Consider the following 23,431-nt stretch of genomic DNA (forward strand, 5'->3'; position numbering starts at 1 on the left):
AAATAAAGTTTTCAGACGGACCCTAATTTATCCGGATATCGGCGAAAAGGCCGCCCGGTTTTAAAATCATCCATTGCCTGGTCGTATCCCATTTGAAAGTCGGTTTTAGAAGTCGTCGATGCCCCTTCTTGGCCGTAGTCATGACTCTGTGACCAATTCTGATAGTCTTTTTTAACGTCGTCATAATGGCCCTGTTCGTAATTCTTTTTAACATAATCATGAAGTTCGCTCAGTTTCTTAAGTGTATCCATCGGTCTGCCTCTCTTAATTTGTCTGCGTGTCAACCAACTGTCAATTCTCACCCACATGGTTCCCAGGAAGGATGCAGGGCCCCGGTCCATAAGTTGGCCCTAACATCATTTTATGAGTTGATTATACACCATACGCCCAACGAACCAAGGACCGGTTATGACGGATTTTTAACCACTTAGGTAGTGGCATGTTGTTGGCCACTTTCAAATCATTCACTAAGCTAAAAAAGGCAAAAATATCAATACATCTTGACATTTTTCGCTGAAGGCGTATTCTAAGAGCGAAAAATATGTCAAGACAATTTGACATTTTATCAAACACCATCACGTCCATTATTGAATCGAGGGATCTCAACATGATCATTTTAACGATACTATTTATCTGTCTTGTGCTCATCATTGAATTTGCGATGCTCATGCGTGGGAAAAAGCAGGATGAAATGGGCAAGTTCTACCTCTCCCACGCCTTAGTCGAAGTTGGTTTTGTCACGATTGTGATTAGTCTCTTCTCAGTCGCCTTTGACGTCGTTGGCCTGCTGATGAGGCCCAAAACGGTTAACCTTGACAACGCGCAAATTGCGAGCCTGATTACCAACGTCAAATACTTAGTCATCAGTGTCGGCACCTACCTGCTCTTCTACATCAGGTACCGCTACTTAGTTCATCAAGCTAATAAGGACGGCGATTAACGATGAAAGTCATCTGGCTCTTCCAAGGCCTCTGTATCGCCGCGGGCTTCGTTGCTTTCTTTTCATTTTGGGAATATGTCTACCAACGCAGTGTCCAGAAGCGAACCGGTAAAACAACAAAAAAAGCGTTGTTGGTCTCGTTTGCAACCTATGTCATTTCATATTTGGTTTGGATGGTGATTGAATGAAAAATAAAATTAGGGTGCTCCGAAAGGAAAAGAAGATGACCCAGGCAGAGCTGGCCAAACAGTGTCACGTCAGTCGCCAAACAATCAATATGATTGAAAACAACCATTATGATCCCACGTTAAAATTAGCTCTGGATTTATCGGAAAGCCTGGGAATTACCGTCAATGATCTGTTTCAAAGGGAGTAAGTGATAGCCATGCTTAAAATTAAAGATTTAAATCTCACCGTCCACCATCAACCAATTCTTCAAAAAATGACCATCGATTTTCAACCAGGTAATGTTTATGGCATTATCGGCCCAAACGGGGTTGGGAAAACCACACTGTTCAAATCAATTCTTGGCATCACTCGATACGCCGGCACGATAACCGTCAACGGCCAGCCAGTCAGTGATGCAAAGGTTGGCAAATTAATCGAATATCCCAATTTTTATCAAAAATTAACCGTTCAGCAGAATCTCAATCTGTACGCCCAGTATATCGGTGTTCAGCAATCGGCAATCACGGAAATCTTGAAGAAGGTTTCACTGAATAACGCGAGAAACATGCCGTTTCAATCGTTATCTCTCGGCATGAAACAACGGTTAGGCATCGCCCGCGCTTTGATGGGCAACAAGCAGGTCCTGCTACTCGATGAACCACAAAATGGTCTTGACCCACTGGGGATCAGAGCAGTGAGAAACTTGCTCAATGATCCTGAAATTCGTCGCAACAAAATAATCTTGCTAGCCAGTCATAATCTAAACGAAATTAGCCGGATTGTCGATAAGATTGTTTTCGTCAATAAGGGTGAAATTATCTGTTGTATCAACAATCTTCCCCATGCCAATTATGATGTTTATCAAAAATTAGCCCGCGGGACCACCCTTTCTGACAGTCAATGGCAGGTAAGTCAAATTCTTGGGACTGACTATTGGCTGTCAACTCAATCAAGTTTACGTTTCCAGGCCCCACTAATTGGAACGGTCACCAGTTTGGAGAACTTATTTGATTTTGTTATCACCGGGGAGGTCGCCCACAATGTCAACTTTAATTAAATGCGAATTGATTAAACTACGCCACAGTTTGAGTATCGGGATGCTCTTTTTATTAGCCCTATTACCAATTGTGATCAACATGGCGCGGCCACTGTTAATCAAGCAACAATATCAATTATTCGACCTTTATTTTCCGTTATACAATCAATACGCCTTATTTTTCCCGTTAGTGGTGATGATGGTTGCCACTGCGGTCTTCTACATGGAATATAGCAACGGGACATACGTTGATTGGATTACCTATGGTTACTCAAAGCAGAAACTGATTATCTCAAAGCTGACCGTAGCGGGACTCGTTCTATTAGCGATGTGCCTTCTCAACTATTTCATTATGGCACTGGGGCTTCTGCTCATGGTTCACGCCACAATTGTTGAAGTCCTTCAAATGACCGCCTCATTTTGGGGTTATTCACTAATCGTCATCCTTTTAAATTTGCCCTTTGGTGCCCTACTTATCAACATCTCTCGAAACGCGATCATTACCACTGTTGTCGGGATCGTCTGCATGGTGATCAACGCTATTTTAATGGCTGCACCCTTTGGCTATTACATCCCCACCATATTTGCGTACCGCTTCGGGCTGTTGCCAATCAGCCAGTCGGATTTCTTCTCGAACGCAAATTTTGCCGCATCCGTGGGGTCGACAGTCACCATTGTGGTAATCTGCTGCCTGGTCACCCTTTCAATTTGGCAGTTCAGCCGAAAAAAGCCAATCGAAAATTAAGCTCGTAACCCAACCCAAAAAGCGATAACTTCCCCAATTTCAAGAAGTTATCGCTTTTGAATTTTAAAAATCAGTGTTAAATTAATAATCTAGCGCCAATCAATTATTTTCTTCTCAAGACACTAACGCCTTCTGGCACGTGGACATCCTTTTGAACCATTGTTAACTTGCCGGTTTGGGCATCGCGCGTGTACAACGTGCCGTTATCGGAATTTTGGTTGACACAAATCACAAATGATTCATCATCACTGAGGTTGAAGTCCCGTGGGAAATCACCTTCCGTTGAGATGCGTTGAACTAATTTGAGATTACCCTTCTCGTCTGAACTAAAGACTGCCAATGAATTGTGACCCCGGTTGGAGACGTAAACGAATTTGCCGTCCTTCGTTACCCGGATGGCAGCGGCACCGTTATGCTCGGTCCAGTCATCGGGAATGGTCGACATAATATTGCGCAGGCTTAACTTACCCTGCTTTTCGTCATAATCCAATACGGCAATGTTACTGCTTAGTTCGCCGACCAGATAGGCGACCCCCTTCTTCTCGTCAAAGGCGATATGCCGCGGCCCATAGCCGTCCTCCATTTGCAGCTCACTGACCGGCGTTAACTTGCCATCAGTGCTCAAATCATATATAAATACCTTATCAACGCCTAAATCAACGGCTACCACCCGGTTATCGGGTGTCAAATTGATATAATGGGGATGCGGGCCGTCCTGCTGTTCCTTACGAAAGCCGAGGGTTCCCTTATCCATAATCCGATCGGCGCGATTGATGGCACCGTCATCGCCAATCTTGTAAGTGCAAATTGTGCCCGCATGGTAGTTGGCAGTGAACACGAGATGTCTGGTTTCATCAACGGCAATGTAGGCCGGGGAAGTTTCCTGGTCGTGGATCGCCGCAATATCAGCGAGTGGGAATTGGTCTGAACTGCCATCCCACTCTTTAAATCCCCCAGTGACGTTACCAGCAGCGTCCTTCACCTTGGTAATGGCGTAGATTCGCTTTTGATTTGATTCCGCAACGTAGGTTGGGTCAATGGCTTCGCCAACCAATTGTAAATTCTGCAATTTTTGCGCGTCGGTGTCTAACTCAATCTGATAGACGCCCTTACTGACACGTCTGGTATAGGTCCCAATCAAGTACTTTTCTATCACAATATTGCCTCCAGAATTTATTTATATCTCCATTATGCCACACATTAACCGTCACCAAAATAGATTATGTAAGCTTTTTCACGAAAGGATTGTTATTCATGGCCTCATTTGAAAAGTTCCACCCCGTTCTCACCGCCCACTATACACTTGACTGGTTGACCCAGACGCCCGTCAAACACGTCGATGAGCTGTTATCCAAGCCATACTTCTCCACCGTTGCTGCCGAAAAGATGCCCGCTGAAATTCTCGAAACGGTTCGCGACATCAATCACATTATGCAAAAGGTCATGAACGGCCATGAGCTGACCTGGGGGGTCACCGATTCAGCAACCGGGGACTTTAAGGGCATTATTACCATTTCCGGCTTCGAGTCCAATCAAACAACTGGCAGCCTAGACTTCACCCTGCCCCAAGAAAACATCGGCTCATTTAGCGAGGTTATCGACCGGGCGGTGAAATTTGCCGCTGATCATTTTAATTTCTCCAAATTGGCCGTGCGCCTGCCACAACCGTCAACGGCAATCGCCAAAATTCTCGAAGATACCCGTTTCCAGCAGGTCAACGCAACCACCTTTGAAGTCCAGTTGATCCCGGACTAAACGCCCCCGAAGAAATCCCCCGATAAATCCCAAACCCCCCCGCAAATTTGGCGGAAAACAATTGATTTATGTCCCGTTTTCGTTTAGAATGATTCTAAGATGATAATTAGATTAATACAGGTTATTTTTTACAAGTAATAACTCGTCAACAAGCGAGCACAGGAGGAATGCATGTTATGGCTACTAATACACGGTTGGATCAGTCTTTAAAGCAACTTAAAAAACGGGGCGTTCGGATCACACCACAACGTGAAATTATTCTGACCTACTTAATTGGCCACCATAACCATCCTTCAGTTGAAACAATTCGCGATGGCATCGATGATAAGCTGCCAAATCTCAGTGTCGCAACCATTTACAATACGTTAAAGCTGTTCGTCGATAACGGATTGGTCATTGAACTGCCGAATAAGGATGGCGGTTTGCGCTACGACTTCTTCGGGGTGCCCCACTACCACGCCATTTGTGAAAATTGCGGGAAAATTTTCGATGTGTTTGACGATGAGTATCCGGACATTGTGAAGCACGTTCAGGAAGTTGCCCACGAAAAAGCCGGGATGACCGTGACCGGCGCCCAATTAGAAGTCACCGGAATTTGTCCTGACTGCGCTAAAAAAATGCATTTGAAAAAGTAACGGTTAAACTTATATTACAGCGGAGACAGCCCAGCATGACAAGGTTGAATCCGCTTTTTTATTTTTTTGTCAACAACTCTTAATATGATTGACAATAAGTCGCTAAAAGCCCCTGATTGCGCGTTAATTCGCCAGTTAGGGGCTTTTTAACGGCTTGAAACAACCGGGTTAAATCGTTTATATTACTAATCGTAATCAAGTTAACATGTAAATTTTTGATACATTGCACCACTAAAAGAAAATTAAGAACCACTAAAACCGATTTATGAAACTGTCAACTTCTGAAGGGAAAAATGATTTTGAAAAAAACAACGATCATCAAGTTTGCTGCGGCAGCGATTGCTGCAATGGGGATTTTTTCGTTCAGCAGCACAACGCACGCAGAGAGCGTTAACTCATACATTGCCAACAATAATATTTCACACGCCAATATCACCTCATCAATTTGGGGCGGGTTTCCGAAAAACGCGTACCGCAAAGGAACCGGTAAGCCAGAAGGGGTCGTGGTTCACGAAACCGCAAACCCGAACTCGACCATTTACAATGAAATTGCCTATATGAAGAAGAACTACCAGGCAGCGTTTGTTCATTCATTTGTAGATGCCAGCCGGATTATTAATATCGCGAACACCAACTATCTGGCTTGGGGTGCCGGATACCCGGCTAACGCGCGGTTTGTCCAGTTCGAGCAGGTTCGCGTTCACAGTAAGTCCGCGTTTGCCCATGAAATCGCCAACGCGGCTTATTACACCGCCTACATTCTGGACAAATACGGCCTGACACCGAACGATGCCGCGTACGATGGCAAGGGAACCGTCTGGTCTCACGGCGGCGTTTCCAAGTTCCTCGGGGGGACCGATCACACCGATCCAACCGCTTACTATGCTTCAATGGGCAAAACCTACTTTGGTGCCAGCTATACATTTGCCCAGTTCTATCAGCTCGTCAAAACAACTTACGAGAATCTTCAGGGCTCTCACGAAAAGAAGGCCTTCGATAAGGTGACCTACAAGTCAGTGGATGATCAAGCGTTATTAGGAGATAAATACAAATCATACAGACTGTATAATCACGTGAAGAATTCCCGGGCCAACGTTAAGACGTACTCATGGTCATCAGTGAGCGCTTCAGTTGGTAAGAAGGTTTACATTGACGATATCGGTAAGAAATCATCAGGCAGTACCTGGTATCGAATTACCTTCTCCGATAGTTCAAACGCTCAGAAATATTGGGTTTACAGTAAAGCTCTGAATTTCGATTAGGAACTTTATTTCCTGAAGACGGCTTAAAACGTGCGGCGTGACGCGTTAGAGCACCGACTAGTCTCTTTGATTGGCAACGGATTTCGCGGCATGCACCTTTCAGTTGACTTTTGGAACCCAACTCTATATGATAAGGGTTACTTAAAGAAGACCAAGTAGTGTGATTAAAGAGAAAGCGACAACCGCTGAAAGCCGCTTAAGAGCACGAATCCTATCTTCATCGACTTTGTCTTAATCAGACACGGTATTTCCCGTTATGAAATAAAAAGTGTGAAGCCTTGCTTTGAATGAGAATGGTACCGCCCTATTGGGGTGTCTCAATCAAAGTAAGGCTTTTTTTGTCTAAAATATGGAGAAATTTAGGTGAGTGAAATGGTAAAACGTGATATTCATGCAAATCGAATCGTGGTCAAGGTCGGCACCAGCAGCCTGATCCATCCAAATGGCGCGGTGAATCTGGAAACTTTCGACCAGTTGGCCTATACGTTAAGTGCGCTGAACAATCAGGGTAAGCAGCTCATTTTGGTTTCTTCGGGTGCCATGGGTGTGGGCTTGAATAAGATGCATTTAAAAAAGCGGCCGGAAGAAATCGGTGCCCAACAAGCTTTGTCAGCCATCGGCCAATCCGAACTCATGACATTATTCACGCAGCGATTTAATCACTACCTCACCGATATCGCTCAGGTGCTGTTAACCCACGACATTTTCGATTATCCCAAAAGCAACCGTTCGGTTATGGACACCTTCAACTGTCTCCTCAAAGATAACGTCATTCCGATTGTCAACGAGAACGACACGGTTGCCACCGATGAGTTGGACCACAAGACGACCTTTGGCGATAACGACCAATTGTCCGCGATTGTGGCCAGTCATATGAACGCCGACCTGTTGATTGTCCTGTCCGATATTGACGGCTTCTATAACCACAATCCCCACAAGTTTGCTGACGCCAAGATGATTCCCACCGTTTCCAACATCACCAATGACACCTTCACGGTTGCCGGCGGCACTGGCAGTCGGTTTGGCACCGGCGGCATGCAGACCAAGTTGTTGGCGGCTAAACGGATGCTGGATGAGAATCGGCAGATGGTTCTAGCTAACGGCAAGGACCCGCGCATTATTTTGGATATTCTTGCCGGCCGCCAAGTGGGAACCTGGTTTTCAAAGGTGTGCGCGACAAGTTAGCTGAAATGTTGAACCCATTCGTTACCCAGTCCCGTCGCAAATCCCCTAAGGAGGGCATTTACCATGAATGAAGAACTTATCAAAATTGGCAAGCAGGCGAAAGCCGCTTCCTACAAAATGGCGCAGCTTGATACCGTCTCTAAAAATCAGATTTTGAATCAATTTGCCGACGAACTCGTAAATCATATTGCCGAAGTTTTAACGGCTAACCAAAAAGATTTGGCAAACGCCGTGGATATGCCGGCCAAGTTCACGGATCGGCTAAAACTCACTGACCAGCGGATTAAGGATATGGCCGAAGGATTACGCCAGGTGGCCGCCCTCGCCGATCCAATTGGTAATATTGACAAGGGCTGGACTAACGAAGCCGGTTTGTTAATTGAACAGAAGCGGGTGCCACTGGGCGTTATTGCGATGATCTTTGAGGCCCGCCCCAACGTCACCGTTGACGCGTCGGCTCTCACCTTTAAGAGCGGCAACGTCGTCATTCTGCGTGGCGGCAAGGAAGCTTTCAACAGTAATCTCGCGCTGGCTGAAGTATTACGCGGTGTCCTTCGTGACAACAACCTCGATGAGAACATGATTCAGATTCTCCACGATACCAGCCACGAAACGGCCGATGAACTGATGCATTTAAACGACTACGTGGATGTCCTGATTCCCCGCGGCGGGGCCGGTTTGATTCAAGCCGTGCTGAAGAATTCAACCGTGCCGGTGATCGAAACCGGCGCTGGGAACTGTCACATATACGTGGACAAAGACGCCGAACTTCAGATGGCCGTTGATATTGTCGTGAACGCCAAGGTTCAGCGCCCGTCAGTCTGCAATGCTGCCGAAAAGCTGTTGATTCACCAAGACGTTGCGGAGAAGATGCTGCCAACGATTGCCGAGGCTTTGCAGGATCACGGCGTTGAGCTGCGGGGAGACGAACGGAGCCGCGAGATTGTGCCATCCATGAAAGCCGCAACTGATGTCGATTGGTCAACTGAATACAATGATTTGATCATGGCCGTGAAGGTCGTAGCGGATGAAGATGCGGCCATCGACCACATTAACCACTACTCAACCGGCCATTCGGAAGTCATCATTTCGGACAATTACCAGAGCGGTCAAAAATTCTTGGACCGCATTGATTCGGCCTGCGTTTATGTCAACGCGTCAACCAGGTTCACGGACGGTTTCCAATTTGGATTCGGGGCCGAAATCGGCATCAGCACCCAAAAGCTCCATGCTCGCGGCCCAATGGGATTGAATGAATTGACCACCACGAAGTACGTGATCCGGGGGAATGGGCAGGTTCGGGATTAGAGTGCGCCAAAGCCCGGGAGGCACGGTGTCTAAGGGCAAAGAAGTGAAAACCCCGGGCTTGGATTTTTAGTTTCTCGCCCTTAGATGTTAGCATCAGGGGCGTCGCCCTAAAGGACTAGCCAGCACGTTCCGTGCGGGCGTCGAAGCACGTTTCCACTATATAAATTCAATAATTTCCACCCCAAAGAGAAGGGATCCAATATGACATTTAAGAAGCACCTCATTCTACTCACCCTAGGATTATCTGCAGTGGCCGCTTTTGGCCTCTCGCAACCGGTCAACGCAGCGGTAACCATAAAGAAAATTACGCCTTCACAAATGGCTAAAATTGCCAACTCAAATGACTACTACCGGGTCAATAAAAGTACCAAGGTTGGCCCCTATAAGAGTCAGAAAGTTACATTGCCTAAGGGCACCATTTTGAGCATGACAGCTGGAACTGACAGTGCCAGCCGCGCCCCAGGTGGTAAGGTTCTGGTCGCCAATTATGATAACAATGTCGACCTCAGTTATGCTTTAAAGAAGCGTCTCGGCGTCAAGCATCCTTCGAAAAGATTTCAAATCTGGGCACCAGCTTACCCAGGACGATTTACCAAGGTCAAGCGACCAGCTTACACATTGCCATATGGTCAAAACGTCCTCTATTCGGGCGGCCTTACAGCGTTTAAGAATTTGGTGACGGCAGGCTATCATCATGGTCATCCCTTTAACAGTAACGCCTTAAAGATTACGTCCGACGGCTACTTGGAATTTTACAAATACGCCGGCACGACATTAGCAGGTTTTGACGGTCGTTGGCGATATACGCAAAAGCCGACCTCTTACGTCAAAATCAGCCATACCTTAAACAAAGGTGCGACCAAATATCTCTACTTCCAGCAACCTTTAAAGGGCGTCAAAACCGTTCACCTACATCACCAAAAGTATCGTTACCGCCTTGCCATCAAGAATCGTCACACGCCCTATATTGACGGTAATAATCAATTTTCTGCCAGCATCTATTCCGCTGGCGGTCATCGTTACTTTACTAGTCCACGGTCATATAACGTTTATGGCGACTAATTGACCATCAAATAATGGAAATTCTTAATATGCGGCGAACAATGTAAATTTGCTCGCCGCATTTTTTATTAATTTTTTCAATAAGCGCTTTGATTGATACCTTGATTAATAACCCTTACAATTTTAATGTACTAAGAACAATATACTTCAATAGCATTTCAATTAGATGGGAGCGAATTCACCATGAAAGCATTTGGATACGATCACAATGGCGCCGCGGACGTCTTCGAAGAATACGACGTGCCAACGCCGGACATTTCTGACCAACAGATTTTAATCGAAACGAAGGCCTTTAATCTCAATAATTTTGAAAAGTCGATGCGGGCCGGCGACTATAAACAAACCACTCACCGGGTCATTCCGGGGCGGGATGTTGCCGGCGTCGTCGCCAAACTCGGCGCCAACGTCACCGGATTTAACGTGGGTGACCGCGTGGTAGCCCACGGGCACGGATCCTACGCAGAATACGCGTATGCGGACGCATCCCGAACGGTTAAAATTCCCGCCAATGTTTCATTCGCTGAAGCTGCCGGGATCGTAACGCCGGGCATCACTGCTTACAAGGCCGTCTACTACTTTGGCGCGGTTAAATCCGGCCAGACGGTAGTCGTTCGGGGCGCCTCTGGTGGCGTTGGCTCGCTGGCAGCCCAATTAGCCGTGAACTTAGGGGCAACCGTCATTGGCATTGGGTCAAGTCGTAACGAATCCTACGTCCGGTCACTGGGCGTCAACGATTACGTTTCCTACAACAAGCAGGATCCCGCGATGGTTCTGACCAACCGGGCTGATGTGGTCATTAATTCCGCCCTTAACGGCGCAGATATCGACGCCGACGCTCAAATTGTGAAGGACAACGGTATCATCACCAGCGTGGGCGGTGACAAGCCGCTTTCCAACAAGCCGTTCGAGTTTAAACCCATCAGTCCAACGAGGGCGGTTTCGGATGCCGAAGCCCTCAACACGCTGCTTAAATTGATGGCGGAAAAGAAACTTACCATCAAGATCGGCTACCAGTTACCATTTACAATCGACGGCATTATTGAAGGCCATCAATTACTCGGCAAACAGCATGACGGGCGGATTGTGGTGACGGTGGATCCATCATAAATAACGGCTTCCCGCTTGCTTCTTAATTTTTTAAATCACCGAAAAATAAGCTGAGACGTATTTCCCCGTTTTGGGTTCTAACTATCTGTTGTTGGTAATAGATTTAATCTATTGCTAATGACAGTTTTTTGTTTCTCGCTAAAAAAAGCCCTAATCACAAAGTAATTAGAACCTTTAACGCTAGATTCACCAACAACAGTTGCCGGCGAACCTTAACTAGTTTTGTATTTTCAAATCGATGTTTATTTGAGTGTCGCCGCAATTAGCAGCATCATCGGCCGCCTCAATTCATCACGCATTTCCTGGCTCTCCGCCAACATTTTAGGGGTGGGAGTCGGTTCAACGATTTGATCTAAGTTGAAGCCTTGGTTCAACAGGGTGTTCAAATAGGTGGTTAACGTCCGGTGATATTTTTCAACTGGATAGCCCAGAAAATCCGTGGTTCGTTTGGATTCATCAAAGTAGCGATCTACCGGCCAATACTTTGGTCGGCCATCATCTCCAAGGACCCATTCTTCGTGACCTTCTGCCGTGAAGATCGGATGTTCAACACTGATGATTAAGTTGCCGCCGGAAGTCATTTTCGCCCTAATCAAGTTAATCAACCCGGCATAATCCTTGATATAGTGAATCGCCAGCGAACTGATGACCACGTCAAAGCTGCCGGCAAGCTGATCAATCGCCATCATATCCAATACTTGATAATGAATTTGCGCTTGATCCGTCATTGATTTGGCCTTTTCAATCATTTTGGTGGATGCATCGATTCCAACGACTTGGCTGGCGCCATGATCAGCCGCGTACCGACAGTGCCAGCCGTAACCACAGCCCAAGTCGAGCACCCGTTTGCCATGAAAATCCGGAAATAGTTTTCTAAGTTCATGCCACTCCCCGGCCGCATTCAGGCCATCCTTGGAGCGGTTCATCTGGCTGTACGCTTGAAAGAATGCTGCATCATCATAAATATCTGACATCGTTAATCCCTACCTATCGCTAAATTGATTACCAAACCGAGCCATAAAATCCTTGCATGAACAGACAGATAACAAGGCTCTGAATTCCAACCCCAATCAATACCCACCTTCGATTTCGTGATTGCCAAAATTGATAGTTGATTCCAATTAATAAGGGCAAGGCGGTTACCACGGCAATATCATTCACAGCGAGGGTCACAAATGACGATGCTTCGGCCGCGAGCCGCAGAACATTTCCGATCGCAAGCAAAACGATCTCCAGAACCCCTAACTTTTTAGTAACAATGCTAACGCGATTATTAAGGATCGGTTGGCTTACAAATTTAAGTCGGGTTAAGATGCCAATCCAAATGTCGCTGGCAATTAAAATCCAGATAAAAGTCACGAGCGTCAGCCAGGGCATGAGTTCCGGCTTAACAAACGGCAACGTTCCCGAATCAAATAACTGAAAAAAGATCATCCCATTCATCATGTAGGCAAAAATGGGGCTAACCAAAAAGTTCAACCAAAATATAATTGTGACCCCCAAAGATTTAGTCATTAGTGATCACTTTCAGTCTTTTGCCCCTGGCGTTGTTTACGCCGCAACTTATAGCTCATAATCAGCGTCGTTCCCGGAATCGTCAGGACCACGCCAATCAGAGAAATCACGATGGCGATCAGTTCCGCGGCAAATATCTTATCATTTAAAATATCACCCAACGAATAGTTGAGACCATAAAACCAAATGAACAGCCCCATTGAACTCCCAAAGAAACCAAAGAACAGCGTATTGACCGCCGTCCCGATAATCTGCTTACCAATAAAAATGCCATCCGCAAACAGTTGATCAGCCGGAATTTTTGGGTGTTGGGTGGTAATTTCATCCAGTCCGGAGGCAATCGCAATCGACGCTTCGGCAATCGCCCCCAGCGAACTGAGAATTGCCGTACAAATGGCTAATTTGGTAAAGTTAATGCCAACGTAAAGCGACAGGCCTTCCAGTTCCTCGCTGTCTTCAAGCCCAAAGCCGCCAACCCGGGCCCAGTATTCGATTGGAATAATAATGGCAATCAGCAAAATCAAAATCAGAACGGAAGCCTGAAAAGCCGTGGTTGACGCGTTATCACTCGCACTGCTCCAGAAAATGGTGATTGACAGCAGAATCACACTTGCCACCACCGTCACGATAATTGGCGGCATATGAAAGGCAATCAAAACGATACTAAAGAAGAGAATTCCGAAGTTAACCACCATACTGAGAAACGACGAAATCCCCTGCTTGCCGCCAACGATGATCATCAAGATCAACAAAACAAGTCCAAGTGCGGTCAATGATCCCATCAGCGTTCATCTCCTTTGATCCAAAGTCCGGCAAACAGGCTCGACAAAATCACCGTGAGGACGATCCCAATCCCACTAATCAGACTGGACGTCATCCCAAGCGACATGTTCATCGAAAACGAATAGTGCCACGTATTGCCATTCTTCAGATACAGCAGGGTCATCGGCAAGGTTTCAGCCATGAAAATGAAGAACAAAACGTTAATCAGCGGCCCCATGATGGACTTACCAATTTGGCGGCCGGACGTAAAGATCTGCATTTTGCTCAGTTCAGGACGCTCCTGCTTCAAGGTTGCCAACGACGCCACAATATCGGTGGCCTCGTCCATGACCGCCCCCAAGACGCCAATCAGCACCTCTGCCAAGAATAACGGTTTCGGCAGCTGAGTGACATACTGCATCGACTCGTAGTACATCCCGCGTTCATGGGTCACGCCGAAGACCAGCAGCGTCAGCAATACAGTGATTGCGGTGGCGGAAAGCACAGCCGACAGCGTAACCAGCATTTTCTTATTCCAGCCCATGACCAAAAACAACGTGATAAAACAAAAGATCACCGCTAGAATGCTAAAAATTGGGATAACTGCCGCGCCATTATTTGCGTGGTCGAGCTTAACGGCCCCCCAGAACAGCAGCGTGTTAATCGCAATGCTGCCGATGACGGTTACCCCGTGAACCTTCAAAACGATCATCAACAAGCTCACCGCCAGTGCCAGCAGCAGGACAATCGGCACGTCACGCTTTAAATCTTTAACGGTGGCGTGCAGCTTCGGCTTTGTATGTAAGATAATAAATAATTTTTGATTTGGCTTGTACTCATGATCCATCGCCCCAGAATTTGAAAAGCTATTTTGAATCGTGAGGGCCTCGCCGGCATGCTTGCCGTTTGTAATGTGCCCATAGAGCGTTTGTTGATGATAGTAGTCGGTGTTGTGAAATTCGTCCGACATCTTGGTCACCTTACCGTTTTGTACCCGGGTAACCTGAAAAATCGGTTTGGTGTACAGACTATCGTCATGGGCGGTCAAGAATACGGCCACCAAACAAAAGAGCAGCACCCCAATAATTTGGACCCAAGTCATTTTACTGGTTAATTTAGCTTTCATTGTGCCCGCCTTTTTCTCAAAATTTAGGGCTATTGTAACATTGAAGCGCCGAGGTTGGGACGTACTGGGGTAAAAATTACCAAAAATAAAGGGTTGAAGCGCATGATTTGATGCTTTCCATGGTTCAAGTAAGTTATTAATCCCAATTAATGATTGATTTGAGCTGTGGAAGGTAAATGCGGTTCTGAATGACGCTTAAAATTGGTCTCAAATATTGACTACAATCCACAGTCACAATTGGCCTTTATTGACACAATATGATTTACTTTATCAGTATCATCTATACATTTTCGGTATCAAAGGATGTACAATGATACCGAAAGGAGTGAGATGATCCTGAAAAAATTTGATTATAAAACTTTAAACCATTTAGAAATAACTGCTTCGATGAATGACAAATTGAACCAAATTTATGAACTTAAAGGGCGTTTATCAGCTACGTCAATCACCTATAAAGAAGCCTTAGATCACTTGGTTAATGTGGCGAAGGTTCAGAGTACTGATGCTTCTAATCGGATTGAAGGAATTTATACCAGTAACACGCGGTTAAACCAATTGGTTCATCAAAAAACGAGTCCGCGCAATCGCAGTGAGGCGGAAATTGCGGGTTATCGGGACGTCTTGGCTTTAATTCACGAACAGTACGCCTACATTCCGATTAACAATAGTTCGATTTTAACGCTCCATAAGCGCTTATTTAGCTATACCAACAGTACCTGGGGTGGTCAGTTCAAAAATTCTGATAACCAAATCATTACTGAATATGCAAATGGTAAGCAAGAAGTCCGTTTTCAACCACCAGCAGCCTATTTAACCCCACAATTGGTTCAGGAACTTTGTACTAATTATAACTTGGCAGTCAATCAACAAACCTTTTCGCCACTCATTTTATTGGGTGCTTTTATCTTTGATTTTGTTTCGATTCACCCATTTCGTGATGGTAACGGCCGTATGTCGAGACTGTTAATGCTGTTAACTATGTATCAAGCACAACTTGATGTCGGAAAGTACATTAGCCTGGAAAAACTAATTGAAAAAACTAAGCAGTCTTATTATGAAGTGCTTAAGCAGAGCTCCTTAAATTGGCAAAACAACCAGAATGACTATGCGCCCTTTTTAGATTATTTTTTGGGTGTTATTTTACAAGCATACCGCAACCTTAATGATCGGCTCAGCCTAGTACAAAACAAATCAGTATCTGCAGCGGACTTAATTCTTAAGACATTGGGACAAGAATTAAAGCCAATGTCCAGAAGCGAGCTGACGGCCTTGATTCCACAATACAGCGATATAACCATCAAGCGAGCGCTTAGTGAATTGAAGAAAAGTCAGCAAATACAACTTATTGGCAAGGGCAGATCTTCAAAATATATTTTGAACAATTAGTGACCGATTGCTTATTTCAATCAGTGTTATTGTGCTACTATTTACTTTTCTGATTTTATCGGGGCTTATATTAAGTTATCGCCCCTCGGGAATACCTGTCAACCACTCCTGAATAAATTCAGGAGCTTGCGAGAATAACACCTCACGGTGTCATGACCGCAATTAGCTTAGATACAGCGATTGCCTGTCAGCAGGTCTTACGTGCTAATTACCAAAGCCCTTAGCGTCCGTAGGTTGCCAGACGGACATGGTGATTATCGGGGTATGATGCCTTTTGCTAAGATATTCTGGGCGGCATTATGGTCACGAACGTGCTGCATCCGGCATGCAGGGCAAGTCCATGCACGATCAGCCAGCGTCAGTTTATGAGTGTCACGGCTCCCCATAATGAAACCACAGTCGTGGCAAGTTTGAGTGGTATTCCGAGGGTTCACGGTTTCGAACTTTTTTCCATATAAGGTCGCCTTATATGTCAGCATACCTAAGAATGTTCGCCAGCCAACATCACTGATGCTCATTGCTAATGCGTGATTCCGCAACAGATTTTTACTACGCAACTCCTCCGCAACAACCAAATCGTGGTTCTTGATAAGTGTCGTTGAGACAAGATGCAGAAAATTGCTGCGGCGATTGGCGACCTTGCGCTGAATATCGGCCACTATCCGACGTTGTTTTTGATAATTTTTGGCATTACGTAATTGTCGGTGTTCTTTCTTAGCCCGTAATGCTCGGCGCGATAACTTGCGTTGGGCTTTGGCTAATTTTCCTTTGACAGAACGATAGTACCTAGGATTGGCAACGACGTTGCCATTGGAATCAGTGAGGAAATTAGCCGTATTCAAATCAATTCCAATGGCCGTCTGCGACTTACTAACCGTTTGAATCACGAAAGAATGTTCCGAAGCCAATTGCAGGGAAACGTAATACCGTTCTGTCGCGTCCATCGAAATTGTAACGGTCCCAATCCGAATCCCCTGTTTCCGAGCCAATAATTTTGCCGGCATTCCACGAAAGCGTAGCCGACCAAGCTTGGGAACCTGAATATATTGGTGATCAAGGAGCCGGACACTCCCATTAATCATGTTAGGAGCCTTCACTTTTCCTGGATACAAACAGGAAGTTTGATATTTTTGCTCAGTTCGTTTTCGATGGAACACTGGGGTGCCCGACTGATGAACCTTGCGAAACATTTTCCAAGCGGCACGATAGTTTTTGATTGCATTGGCTTTCATCAAACTATCTAACACGTTGTCATTCAACCAGCCATGGATATTAGAGATTCCAGTTGCCGGATTTTTAAGGCGCTGTTCGAGGGTTTGAATGCGTTGTTGGACAATCCCAATTGGGATTTTAACCCGCTTTAACTGATATAGTTCGCGATTCATGCCGTTCATTTCGTTATAAATAAAGCGACTCGCGTCGCTGTTGCGTTTGATTAACCGCTTTTGCTCATTCGATGGGAAAATGCGGACTTTAACCCCATAATGGTACGGTAACTGCGCCATTGTCTGACCCATATAGATTTCACCTCCTAAACATGTTACTCTAATGATAACATATGAGAAGATAGTTAGAGATAACATTGGCGATAAGTAGCCAGGAAGAAGGTTGTCATATGAGTAATAAAAAGCCGCATTTAGATGAAGCCATTTCCGAACGTAACTATGTTTACAATTTCCATTTTCATTTAATCTGGGTCACTAAATATCGGCACCCGGTATTCACAGATCCCCAATTGATAAAAGACATGCAAGTGATCCTCCAGCGGATTGCTAATTTGAATGAGGTCATCATAGAACGCATGGAGGTGATGCCGGATCATGTTCACCTCCTCATCAGTTTTAAGCCTAAATACGCGCCAACCAATATTGTCAAAGCGTTTAAGGGTGGCTCTGCGCGTCTATTCTTCGAAAAGCATCCAGAAATAAAAGCCCAAAAATTTTGGGGTGGCCATTTATGGTCACATAGCTACTACATGAGTACGCTTGGCAATATGAGCAAAGAAGTTGTCGAACACTATATTGATGATCAACGTAACCAACGATGACAACGCCTTTCGGCGTTGAATTTGGGCATTCATCTACCTGGTTAAAACCGGGAGATTTCTGCCAACCTTTTAATTAAACTCACCACTTGTCCGCACCCCCAAACCTACATTTTACGAGTGCCGTTTACAAGCGGTTAATAACTTTGCAAACAGTTCTCGGCTATTGGATAATACGGTTATTGAAGGGAGATTTAAAATGAATAAGAAGAGAATCAACGTACCAAAGCAAATAAAATTTTTAATGCTATTAATTCCTAGTCTGATCATTGGATTTATTGCTCAATCTTATCCCTCATACGCGAAGGAAGCATACACTCCTATTAAAACTAAGACTTATAAGAATGTTCCGTATCATTGGAACGGTCAGAGTAGTCATGCGTACCTATGGAATGCGAACCTCACAAAACGACAACATCGTCTGGCTCACTGGCCAGTAACAACTTGGTACGTTTCAAAGTCGTTAAAAATGACTAATGGTCATAAAACCGGAATCTTTTATAAAGCAACTAACTCAAGAAAAACCATGAGCGGCTACATTTGGAAAGGTTACCTCACCAAGGGCGCCTTGACTAAGGGAACCTATCCAGCAGGCTTAATTGATTCAAAATTAAATCAATCATTAATCAGTTTGTTTCCAGGGACCATTCCGGATAAGCAGTTACAACAAGTAGCGGAATACTATATTCATGCTGTCAATACTTACGAGCCGGGTGATACTTACTACGAATATGAAGGAAAAATCTTAGGCGCTGAGAAGCAAAAGAAAGCTAGTGGATTCTCCACGTACTCAGCAGTACCTGGTGCGTATAATCAGCTTCGACAGAATAAGGTCAGTTTTTTACAGTTTGAAAAAAATTGGCTTCAAAAGTATTTGAAGGCTGATCATAAAACATTTTCTGATTTTTCCGGTTGGTCGATTGGCGCATATGCATTTCCAAAGAATAGCATTTTTTATGGGATCATTATGATTGCACTATTGCCACCAACGACTAAATAGCAAAAAGAAGGGTAGGCTCATTTTATGAAAAAGCCACTATTAAAAATAGTTTTAGCGGGATTAGTGTTTTGTGGAGTACTAGCCGCTACATCAACTGTTCAAGCAAAGAAGCCTTACAGCTGGTCGGTAATGGACGGTCCACTAATGTACTATACCAAGCCAAACGTTAAGGGGTATGTCTGGAATTATAGCCATACCAGAAAATTACATAACGTTAAAAACTATCGTTATACGAGTTGGCTGGTTACTAACGCTTCCACCAAAAGGATTAAAGGTAAAAGATCAATTTACTATCGGGTCTATTCTGCTAATAAGAAAGTTAAAGGGCTCGTTTGGAGCGGTTATCTTACAAAAGCAATTGCCACGCCATTAGATAAGATTTCGAGTAATCAGCAGTATTTGAATTACATCAATTCCAACCCTAGCCAACGCTTAACTAAAGCCTTAATTAAACTATTTCCCAATAGCCCCGTTGACATCAGCTTATCGCGTTCAATTGATAATATCACGGCAACCGCGCCCATTAAAAATCAGAATTTTACCGACTTTATTGCAATTAGTGATCTTAAGGATCCTAACAATCCAAATCCGCATCAAGATGGTCGTATTGACAGTTATCTCTACTACAGTTATGGCCAGGCGATTACCCCACGGATTAAACGGATAACTGAAATTCTTAACGCGAATGGCTATAATGCCAGCAAACGTGCATCGATGATGAACTATTCCCTTGGCGTTGACGTTGTGGATGGCGCCTTATATGGGACGCCAACTAATTCGCCATATCCGCAACATGATGATCAGACAACCCGATTAGTTTATGAAATATATCTTGCGAAAAATAAAGGATGAAAAAGTACCGGCAACGGCAGTGAAGAGCCCTACAATTGTTAGACAAGTAAGTCTAATGATTGTAGGGCTCTTCAAACATCAGTTGGTTGCTCAGTGTCCTTACCTATCGTTGGTCAACTGTCGATATCGGAAAGTGATGGTCGATGTGAAAGTGTCGTCTTGGCTTGTGACGTGCAATTGCCCGCCTAATGTGGTGACCAATGAACGGACAATGTCTAACCCCAGACCAGTGCTGCGACGATCTGATTGGGTGTCCTGGGTGTAAAATCGGTCAGTTAATTGGGCCGTTTCGTTGGCTGCTTGTAAGGTGTGGTTACGAAAAATAATTTCAAAGTGTTCAACATCCTTATCCCGCAATGTAATTTCGGCATCTGTGTGCCCATATTTAAGTAAATTACTAATCAGATTTTGAAAGGCCCTCTCAAGTAAGGTCTTGTCCGTTCGAATCTCGACTCCCGGTTGAATATGGATCGCCATGTGCAGTCCCTTGGCGGTTAATTCGTCGTAATAATTGAACAATGTTTTTTCTAAGACTTTCGACACGTCAACCTTTGAGATTGATAACTGAGAATTCTTTTCTTGCAACAGATTAAAGTCCATCAGGTAATGCAGATAGTAGTTTATTTCTAATAGATTATTCTCAATCCGTTGGTACCGCGCCTGATTCTGATCACCATCGTGGTTTTTTGATAACAACTGAATGTAGCCAATTGCCACGGTCAAAGGCGTCTTGATGTCATGCGTCAAATTCGTCAGCATCTGCTTAATTTGACGTTCCTGTTCAATTCTTTTAATGCGGGCCTGGTGCGTTTTAGACAGGCTTTCATTGATTGACTTGGCCAATTTGTTAAAGGGCGGCCAGTTCGTGTTGGTCGTTACTTCAATGTTTGTTTCGTGCGTGTTGATGTATGCCAATTCACGATTAATCCGCCTGATTTCGAGGCCCATCAAGCCGATAATCATCACCAATACGATACATAAAACTGTTAATCCAATTACCATCTCGTCACTCCTCACTAGGCAAACCGCACGCCAATGCCCCAAATTGAAATAATATATTTATTCGTCGTTCCAGCAAGATCATTAATCTTATTTCGGAGGTTACTAATATGAACGTTTAATGTGTTTTCCGCATTCAGATACGGTTCACCCCAGACCGTTTCGTATAGACTTTCCTTGGTAAAGACCTGCTTAGGATGGGCAATCAGGATTTGAAGAATTGCAAATTCTTTTTTGGGTAAACTTAATTGATTTCCGTCAACGATTACTTGGTGAGTCGCCGAATCCAATGAAATATGTTCGTATGTTAATTGAGCGGACCGTTCAACGGTGGGCGTTCGCTGACGGAGTTGAACCGCCACTCTGGCAAGCAGCTCGTCAATGTCGAACGGTTTAGTAAGATAGTCATTGGCGCCATCCTTCAATAACGCCACCACCCGTTGCTTATCTTGGATTGCGGTTAACACCAAGACGGGCACATTCGCTGTTTTGCGAATTGTCTTCAGGACACTCTCACCAGTCACTTTAGGTAACATCAAATCCAGAATAACCAAATCCGGTTGTTCCGAGTGAAATTTGGCAAGCGCACTCACGCCATCAACAGCCTCAACCACCTGATAGTTATCTGATAAAACGTCGTGCAGCAAATCCCGAACATCTTGATGATCTTCAACCACTAAGATTTTTGCGGTTACCATGTCGTCATTCCCTTCGTGTCATGATTAATTTTAACCTTAATCTACTCACAGAACAATTTAGGATTAATTAAGGTTTTGTTATGCTAGGAATTAAGAAGTCCCCTTTATGATTGAGTTATCAACCAAGGAGGCATTTATCATGACCGAAACAATTTTGGATTTTAACAACGTCAGCAAAAAATTCGGCAGGTTCCAAGCCCTTGATTCAGTCTCATTTGAAATTAAGCGCGGTGACGTCTACGGCTTAATCGGTGAAAATGGCGCCGGCAAAACCACCATTATGAAATTAATTACAAAGCTATCACCCCTTCGCCACGGATCCATTTCTCTTTTTGGCGAAACCACTGGCCATTACCAACAAGCTCTAAAACGCACCGGAGCAATGATCGAATCACCAGCGGCATTTGGCAATTTGACGGTCGATCAGAATCTCAAAGTCATCGCCAAACAGAATGGGATTCAATCAAAAAATGCAATTGACGACGCCATTTCCTTTGTGGGCTTGGAGAAAAAGCGAAAGACAAAGGCAAAACATCTATCACTTGGCCAGCGGCAACGGTTAGGATTAGCATTTGCCATCCTTCCCCACCCCGACTTCTTAATTCTTGACGAACCCATTAACGGACTGGACCCATCGGGAATCATTGAAATTCGAAAGCTTCTCTATAAGCTCAATCATGAGCGCCAAACCACGATCCTTATTTCCAGCCATATTTTAAGTGAACTCTACCAAGTTTCAACAAAGTTCGGCTTCATTCACCACGGCAAATTTATTAAGCAGCTGACCAAGGCCGAGCTGGATAAAGAAAAGCAGTCCGGCATTCGCTTGGAAGTTAACGACGTTGCCAAAGCAGCAGAGGTGTTGGATAACGCGAAAATCAAACCATTTTCGGTATCAAATAACCACAGCATCTTTGTCCAAACCAATCAGTTGGATACCGGTAAGCTCAGCCAACTTTTGATTATGAATGGCGTTGAGTTAAACGGCATGACCAAGCAGGAAGGCTCATTAGAGCAATATTACACGACGTTGCTTAAACAAACAGATGAGGGTGAAAAATAATGATTAATCAAATAAGAGCAGACATGTACCGTTTAACACACTCATGGGGCTTCTATATCACATTAGGGTTGGTCGTCGCTTATAGTTTCCTCATTACCAAGTCAAAGTCGGTTGGCGGGATCATGGTCAACGGAAACCAAGACGCGTTGACCCGGTTATCACGAGAAAATTGGACGGCCCTTGATGGAATTCGGGGAACAACAATGTCCTCAAGCGTGCTTATGTACGTGTTAATCGGTTTATTTGTGATCATCATTGGTTACGAATTCAGCCAGCAAACTTACAAAAATACCCTCATCTCCGGAATTTCCAGATTCCAATTTATCACCGCCAAGTACGTGATGCTGCTAATCAGTATTTTAATCACGATTGCCGCTTACTTCGCTACGGTGATCGCCGTTAGCTTGATACTCGGTCGCCATGTCGGGACATCTTGGGCGCACTTAATGAGCACAACAGGCATTACCACTATCGCCGTTGCCTTCTTCATCAGCATTGTTTTTAGCATTGCCATTTTAACGTTGATCGTAACCAATTCGGTCGTCATCAGTTCAATTCTGATTGTCATTTTTCCACTCGCAGTGGCAACAATCCATATCTTCGCCGACTGGAATTGGTTAAAGTACATTGATTTCTTCGGCGTTAGCAACGATGTGAGTTTAGGAAAACTAACAATTTCACAATTTGGCCCCTATTTATTAACTTGCGCCATTATTTTGGTTGTTTGTATTGGCGTGTCGTTGTTAACGATTCGGGAAAAAGAGTTGTAATCGGAAACGAAGG

At 44.7% G+C, this 23,431-nt stretch carries 27 protein-coding genes; 18 read left to right on the forward strand and 9 right to left on the reverse strand.

Annotated elements, in window-relative coordinates:
• Positions 1-11 precede the first annotated feature (11 nt).
• Entirely contained in the window at positions 12-251 is a 240-nt protein-coding gene (locus tag FD47_RS04895; RefSeq protein ID WP_056980128.1) for a hypothetical protein, read from the reverse strand.
• A gap of 290 nt (positions 252-541) precedes the next feature.
• On the opposite strand from FD47_RS04895, the gene FD47_RS04900 reads away from it, so the two are divergent.
• Genes FD47_RS04900 through FD47_RS04920 form a run of 5 tightly spaced genes read left to right on the forward strand, consistent with a single transcriptional unit; the run spans position 542 to position 2,889 of the window.
• Positions 542-940 (forward strand): hypothetical protein, encoded by a 399-nt coding sequence (locus tag FD47_RS04900; RefSeq protein ID WP_225352778.1) that lies wholly within the window; start codon positions 542-544, stop codon positions 938-940.
• A gap of 2 nt (positions 941-942) precedes the next feature.
• Positions 943-1,128 carry a hypothetical protein gene (locus tag FD47_RS04905; protein WP_054733624.1) on the forward strand — a complete coding sequence of 62 codons (186 nt, stop codon included), beginning with the start codon at positions 943-945 and terminating at the stop codon, positions 1,126-1,128.
• Entirely contained in the window at positions 1,125-1,316 is a 192-nt protein-coding gene (locus tag FD47_RS04910) for a helix-turn-helix transcriptional regulator (protein WP_054733621.1), read from the forward strand. The genes FD47_RS04905 and FD47_RS04910 overlap by 4 nt, the downstream gene beginning before the upstream one ends.
• A 9-nt stretch (positions 1,317-1,325) precedes the next feature.
• Positions 1,326-2,165 carry an ABC transporter ATP-binding protein gene (locus tag FD47_RS04915; protein WP_054733619.1) on the forward strand — a complete coding sequence of 280 codons (840 nt, stop codon included), beginning with the start codon at positions 1,326-1,328 and terminating at the stop codon, positions 2,163-2,165.
• Positions 2,149-2,889 carry an ABC transporter permease gene (locus FD47_RS04920; protein ID WP_082402595.1) on the forward strand — a complete coding sequence of 247 codons (741 nt, stop codon included), beginning with the start codon at positions 2,149-2,151 and terminating at the stop codon, positions 2,887-2,889. Before FD47_RS04915 ends, FD47_RS04920 begins: the two co-directional genes overlap by 17 nt.
• Before the next feature lie 103 nt (positions 2,890-2,992).
• Here FD47_RS04920 and FD47_RS04925 read toward each other — a convergent pair whose 3' ends face one another.
• Positions 2,993-4,045: a lactonase family protein gene (locus tag FD47_RS04925; protein ID WP_056980130.1), complete on the reverse strand. Its 1,053-nt coding sequence runs from the start codon at positions 4,043-4,045 to the stop codon at positions 2,993-2,995.
• A gap of 98 nt (positions 4,046-4,143) precedes the next feature.
• Here FD47_RS04925 and FD47_RS04930 point away from each other — a divergent pair, with 98 nt between their 5' ends.
• From FD47_RS04930 to FD47_RS04960, 7 genes are all read left to right on the forward strand, one after another.
• A complete protein-coding gene (locus FD47_RS04930; protein WP_054733616.1) occupies positions 4,144-4,644 on the forward strand; it encodes a hypothetical protein in 501 nt (166 codons plus the stop codon).
• A gap of 176 nt (positions 4,645-4,820) precedes the next feature.
• Positions 4,821-5,279, forward strand: a complete 459-nt coding sequence (locus FD47_RS04935) for a Fur family transcriptional regulator (RefSeq protein WP_054733613.1) — start codon at positions 4,821-4,823, stop codon at positions 5,277-5,279.
• A 293-nt stretch (positions 5,280-5,572) separates the two neighbouring features.
• The gene (locus FD47_RS04940) at positions 5,573-6,541 is read left to right on the forward strand and encodes a peptidoglycan recognition protein family protein (protein ID WP_173585505.1); all 969 of its coding nucleotides are present in this window, start codon (positions 5,573-5,575) and stop codon (positions 6,539-6,541) included.
• Between the two features lie 372 nt (positions 6,542-6,913).
• Positions 6,914-7,726 carry a glutamate 5-kinase gene (gene proB, locus FD47_RS04945; protein ID WP_056980153.1) on the forward strand — a complete coding sequence of 271 codons (813 nt, stop codon included), beginning with the start codon at positions 6,914-6,916 and terminating at the stop codon, positions 7,724-7,726.
• Between the two features lie 63 nt (positions 7,727-7,789).
• Positions 7,790-9,034 (forward strand): glutamate-5-semialdehyde dehydrogenase, encoded by a 1,245-nt coding sequence (locus tag FD47_RS04950; RefSeq protein WP_054733610.1) that lies wholly within the window; start codon positions 7,790-7,792, stop codon positions 9,032-9,034.
• A gap of 201 nt (positions 9,035-9,235) precedes the next feature.
• Positions 9,236-10,096, forward strand: coding sequence for a hypothetical protein (locus FD47_RS04955; protein ID WP_054733607.1), 861 nt, complete (start codon positions 9,236-9,238; stop codon positions 10,094-10,096).
• A 183-nt stretch (positions 10,097-10,279) separates the two neighbouring features.
• Positions 10,280-11,203: an NADP-dependent oxidoreductase gene (locus FD47_RS04960; RefSeq protein ID WP_056980131.1), complete on the forward strand. Its 924-nt coding sequence runs from the start codon at positions 10,280-10,282 to the stop codon at positions 11,201-11,203.
• 242 nt (positions 11,204-11,445) lie between these two features.
• Here FD47_RS04960 and FD47_RS04965 read toward each other — a convergent pair whose 3' ends face one another.
• The 4 genes from FD47_RS04965 to FD47_RS04980 are packed head-to-tail and all read right to left on the reverse strand — an operon-like array spanning position 11,446 to position 14,606.
• Entirely contained in the window at positions 11,446-12,177 is a 732-nt protein-coding gene (locus tag FD47_RS04965; protein ID WP_054733604.1) for a class I SAM-dependent methyltransferase, read from the reverse strand.
• 28 nt (positions 12,178-12,205) lie between these two features.
• Positions 12,206-12,718 (reverse strand): hypothetical protein, encoded by a 513-nt coding sequence (locus FD47_RS04970; protein WP_054733601.1) that lies wholly within the window; start codon positions 12,716-12,718, stop codon positions 12,206-12,208.
• Positions 12,718-13,500: a YibE/F family protein gene (locus FD47_RS04975; RefSeq protein ID WP_054733598.1), complete on the reverse strand. Its 783-nt coding sequence runs from the start codon at positions 13,498-13,500 to the stop codon at positions 12,718-12,720. Before FD47_RS04975 ends, FD47_RS04970 begins: the two co-directional genes overlap by 1 nt.
• Positions 13,500-14,606: a YibE/F family protein gene (locus FD47_RS04980; RefSeq protein ID WP_054733595.1), complete on the reverse strand. Its 1,107-nt coding sequence runs from the start codon at positions 14,604-14,606 to the stop codon at positions 13,500-13,502. Before FD47_RS04980 ends, FD47_RS04975 begins: the two co-directional genes overlap by 1 nt.
• A 330-nt stretch (positions 14,607-14,936) precedes the next feature.
• Here FD47_RS04980 and FD47_RS04985 point away from each other — a divergent pair, with 330 nt between their 5' ends.
• Positions 14,937-15,992, forward strand: coding sequence for a Fic family protein (locus tag FD47_RS04985; RefSeq protein WP_054733590.1), 1,056 nt, complete (start codon positions 14,937-14,939; stop codon positions 15,990-15,992).
• Between the two features lie 254 nt (positions 15,993-16,246).
• Here FD47_RS04985 and FD47_RS04990 read toward each other — a convergent pair whose 3' ends face one another.
• Positions 16,247-17,509: an RNA-guided endonuclease InsQ/TnpB family protein gene (locus FD47_RS04990; RefSeq protein ID WP_054733587.1), complete on the reverse strand. Its 1,263-nt coding sequence runs from the start codon at positions 17,507-17,509 to the stop codon at positions 16,247-16,249.
• A 98-nt stretch (positions 17,510-17,607) separates the two neighbouring features.
• Here FD47_RS04990 and tnpA point away from each other — a divergent pair, with 98 nt between their 5' ends.
• The 3 genes from tnpA (at position 17,608) to FD47_RS05005 (ending at position 19,888) form a co-directional block, all read left to right on the forward strand.
• Positions 17,608-18,039: an IS200/IS605 family transposase gene (gene tnpA, locus FD47_RS04995; RefSeq protein ID WP_054733584.1), complete on the forward strand. Its 432-nt coding sequence runs from the start codon at positions 17,608-17,610 to the stop codon at positions 18,037-18,039.
• A 196-nt stretch (positions 18,040-18,235) separates the two neighbouring features.
• Positions 18,236-19,036 carry a hypothetical protein gene (locus FD47_RS05000; RefSeq protein ID WP_054733582.1) on the forward strand — a complete coding sequence of 267 codons (801 nt, stop codon included), beginning with the start codon at positions 18,236-18,238 and terminating at the stop codon, positions 19,034-19,036.
• A 24-nt stretch (positions 19,037-19,060) separates the two neighbouring features.
• The gene (locus tag FD47_RS05005; RefSeq protein ID WP_156404142.1) at positions 19,061-19,888 is read left to right on the forward strand and encodes a hypothetical protein; all 828 of its coding nucleotides are present in this window, start codon (positions 19,061-19,063) and stop codon (positions 19,886-19,888) included.
• Between the two features lie 99 nt (positions 19,889-19,987).
• On the opposite strand, the gene FD47_RS05010 is transcribed toward FD47_RS05005, so the two are convergent.
• A complete protein-coding gene (locus tag FD47_RS05010; protein WP_054733573.1) occupies positions 19,988-20,890 on the reverse strand; it encodes a sensor histidine kinase in 903 nt (300 codons plus the stop codon).
• 14 nt (positions 20,891-20,904) lie between these two features.
• Positions 20,905-21,585 carry a response regulator transcription factor gene (locus tag FD47_RS05015; protein ID WP_054733570.1) on the reverse strand — a complete coding sequence of 227 codons (681 nt, stop codon included), beginning with the start codon at positions 21,583-21,585 and terminating at the stop codon, positions 20,905-20,907.
• Between the two features lie 139 nt (positions 21,586-21,724).
• Between FD47_RS05015 and FD47_RS05020 the strand changes: the two genes are divergently transcribed.
• Both FD47_RS05020 and FD47_RS15010 read left to right on the forward strand, forming a co-directional pair.
• Positions 21,725-22,648: an ABC transporter ATP-binding protein gene (locus FD47_RS05020; RefSeq protein WP_056980136.1), complete on the forward strand. Its 924-nt coding sequence runs from the start codon at positions 21,725-21,727 to the stop codon at positions 22,646-22,648.
• Positions 22,648-23,418 (forward strand): ABC transporter permease, encoded by a 771-nt coding sequence (locus tag FD47_RS15010; protein ID WP_082402594.1) that lies wholly within the window; start codon positions 22,648-22,650, stop codon positions 23,416-23,418. The genes FD47_RS05020 and FD47_RS15010 overlap by 1 nt, the downstream gene beginning before the upstream one ends.
• Positions 23,419-23,431: the final 13 nt, after the last annotated feature.

The organism is Lentilactobacillus parafarraginis DSM 18390 = JCM 14109 (genome assembly GCF_001435895.1).
Classification (GTDB): Bacteria; Bacillota; Bacilli; order Lactobacillales; family Lactobacillaceae; genus Lentilactobacillus; species Lentilactobacillus parafarraginis.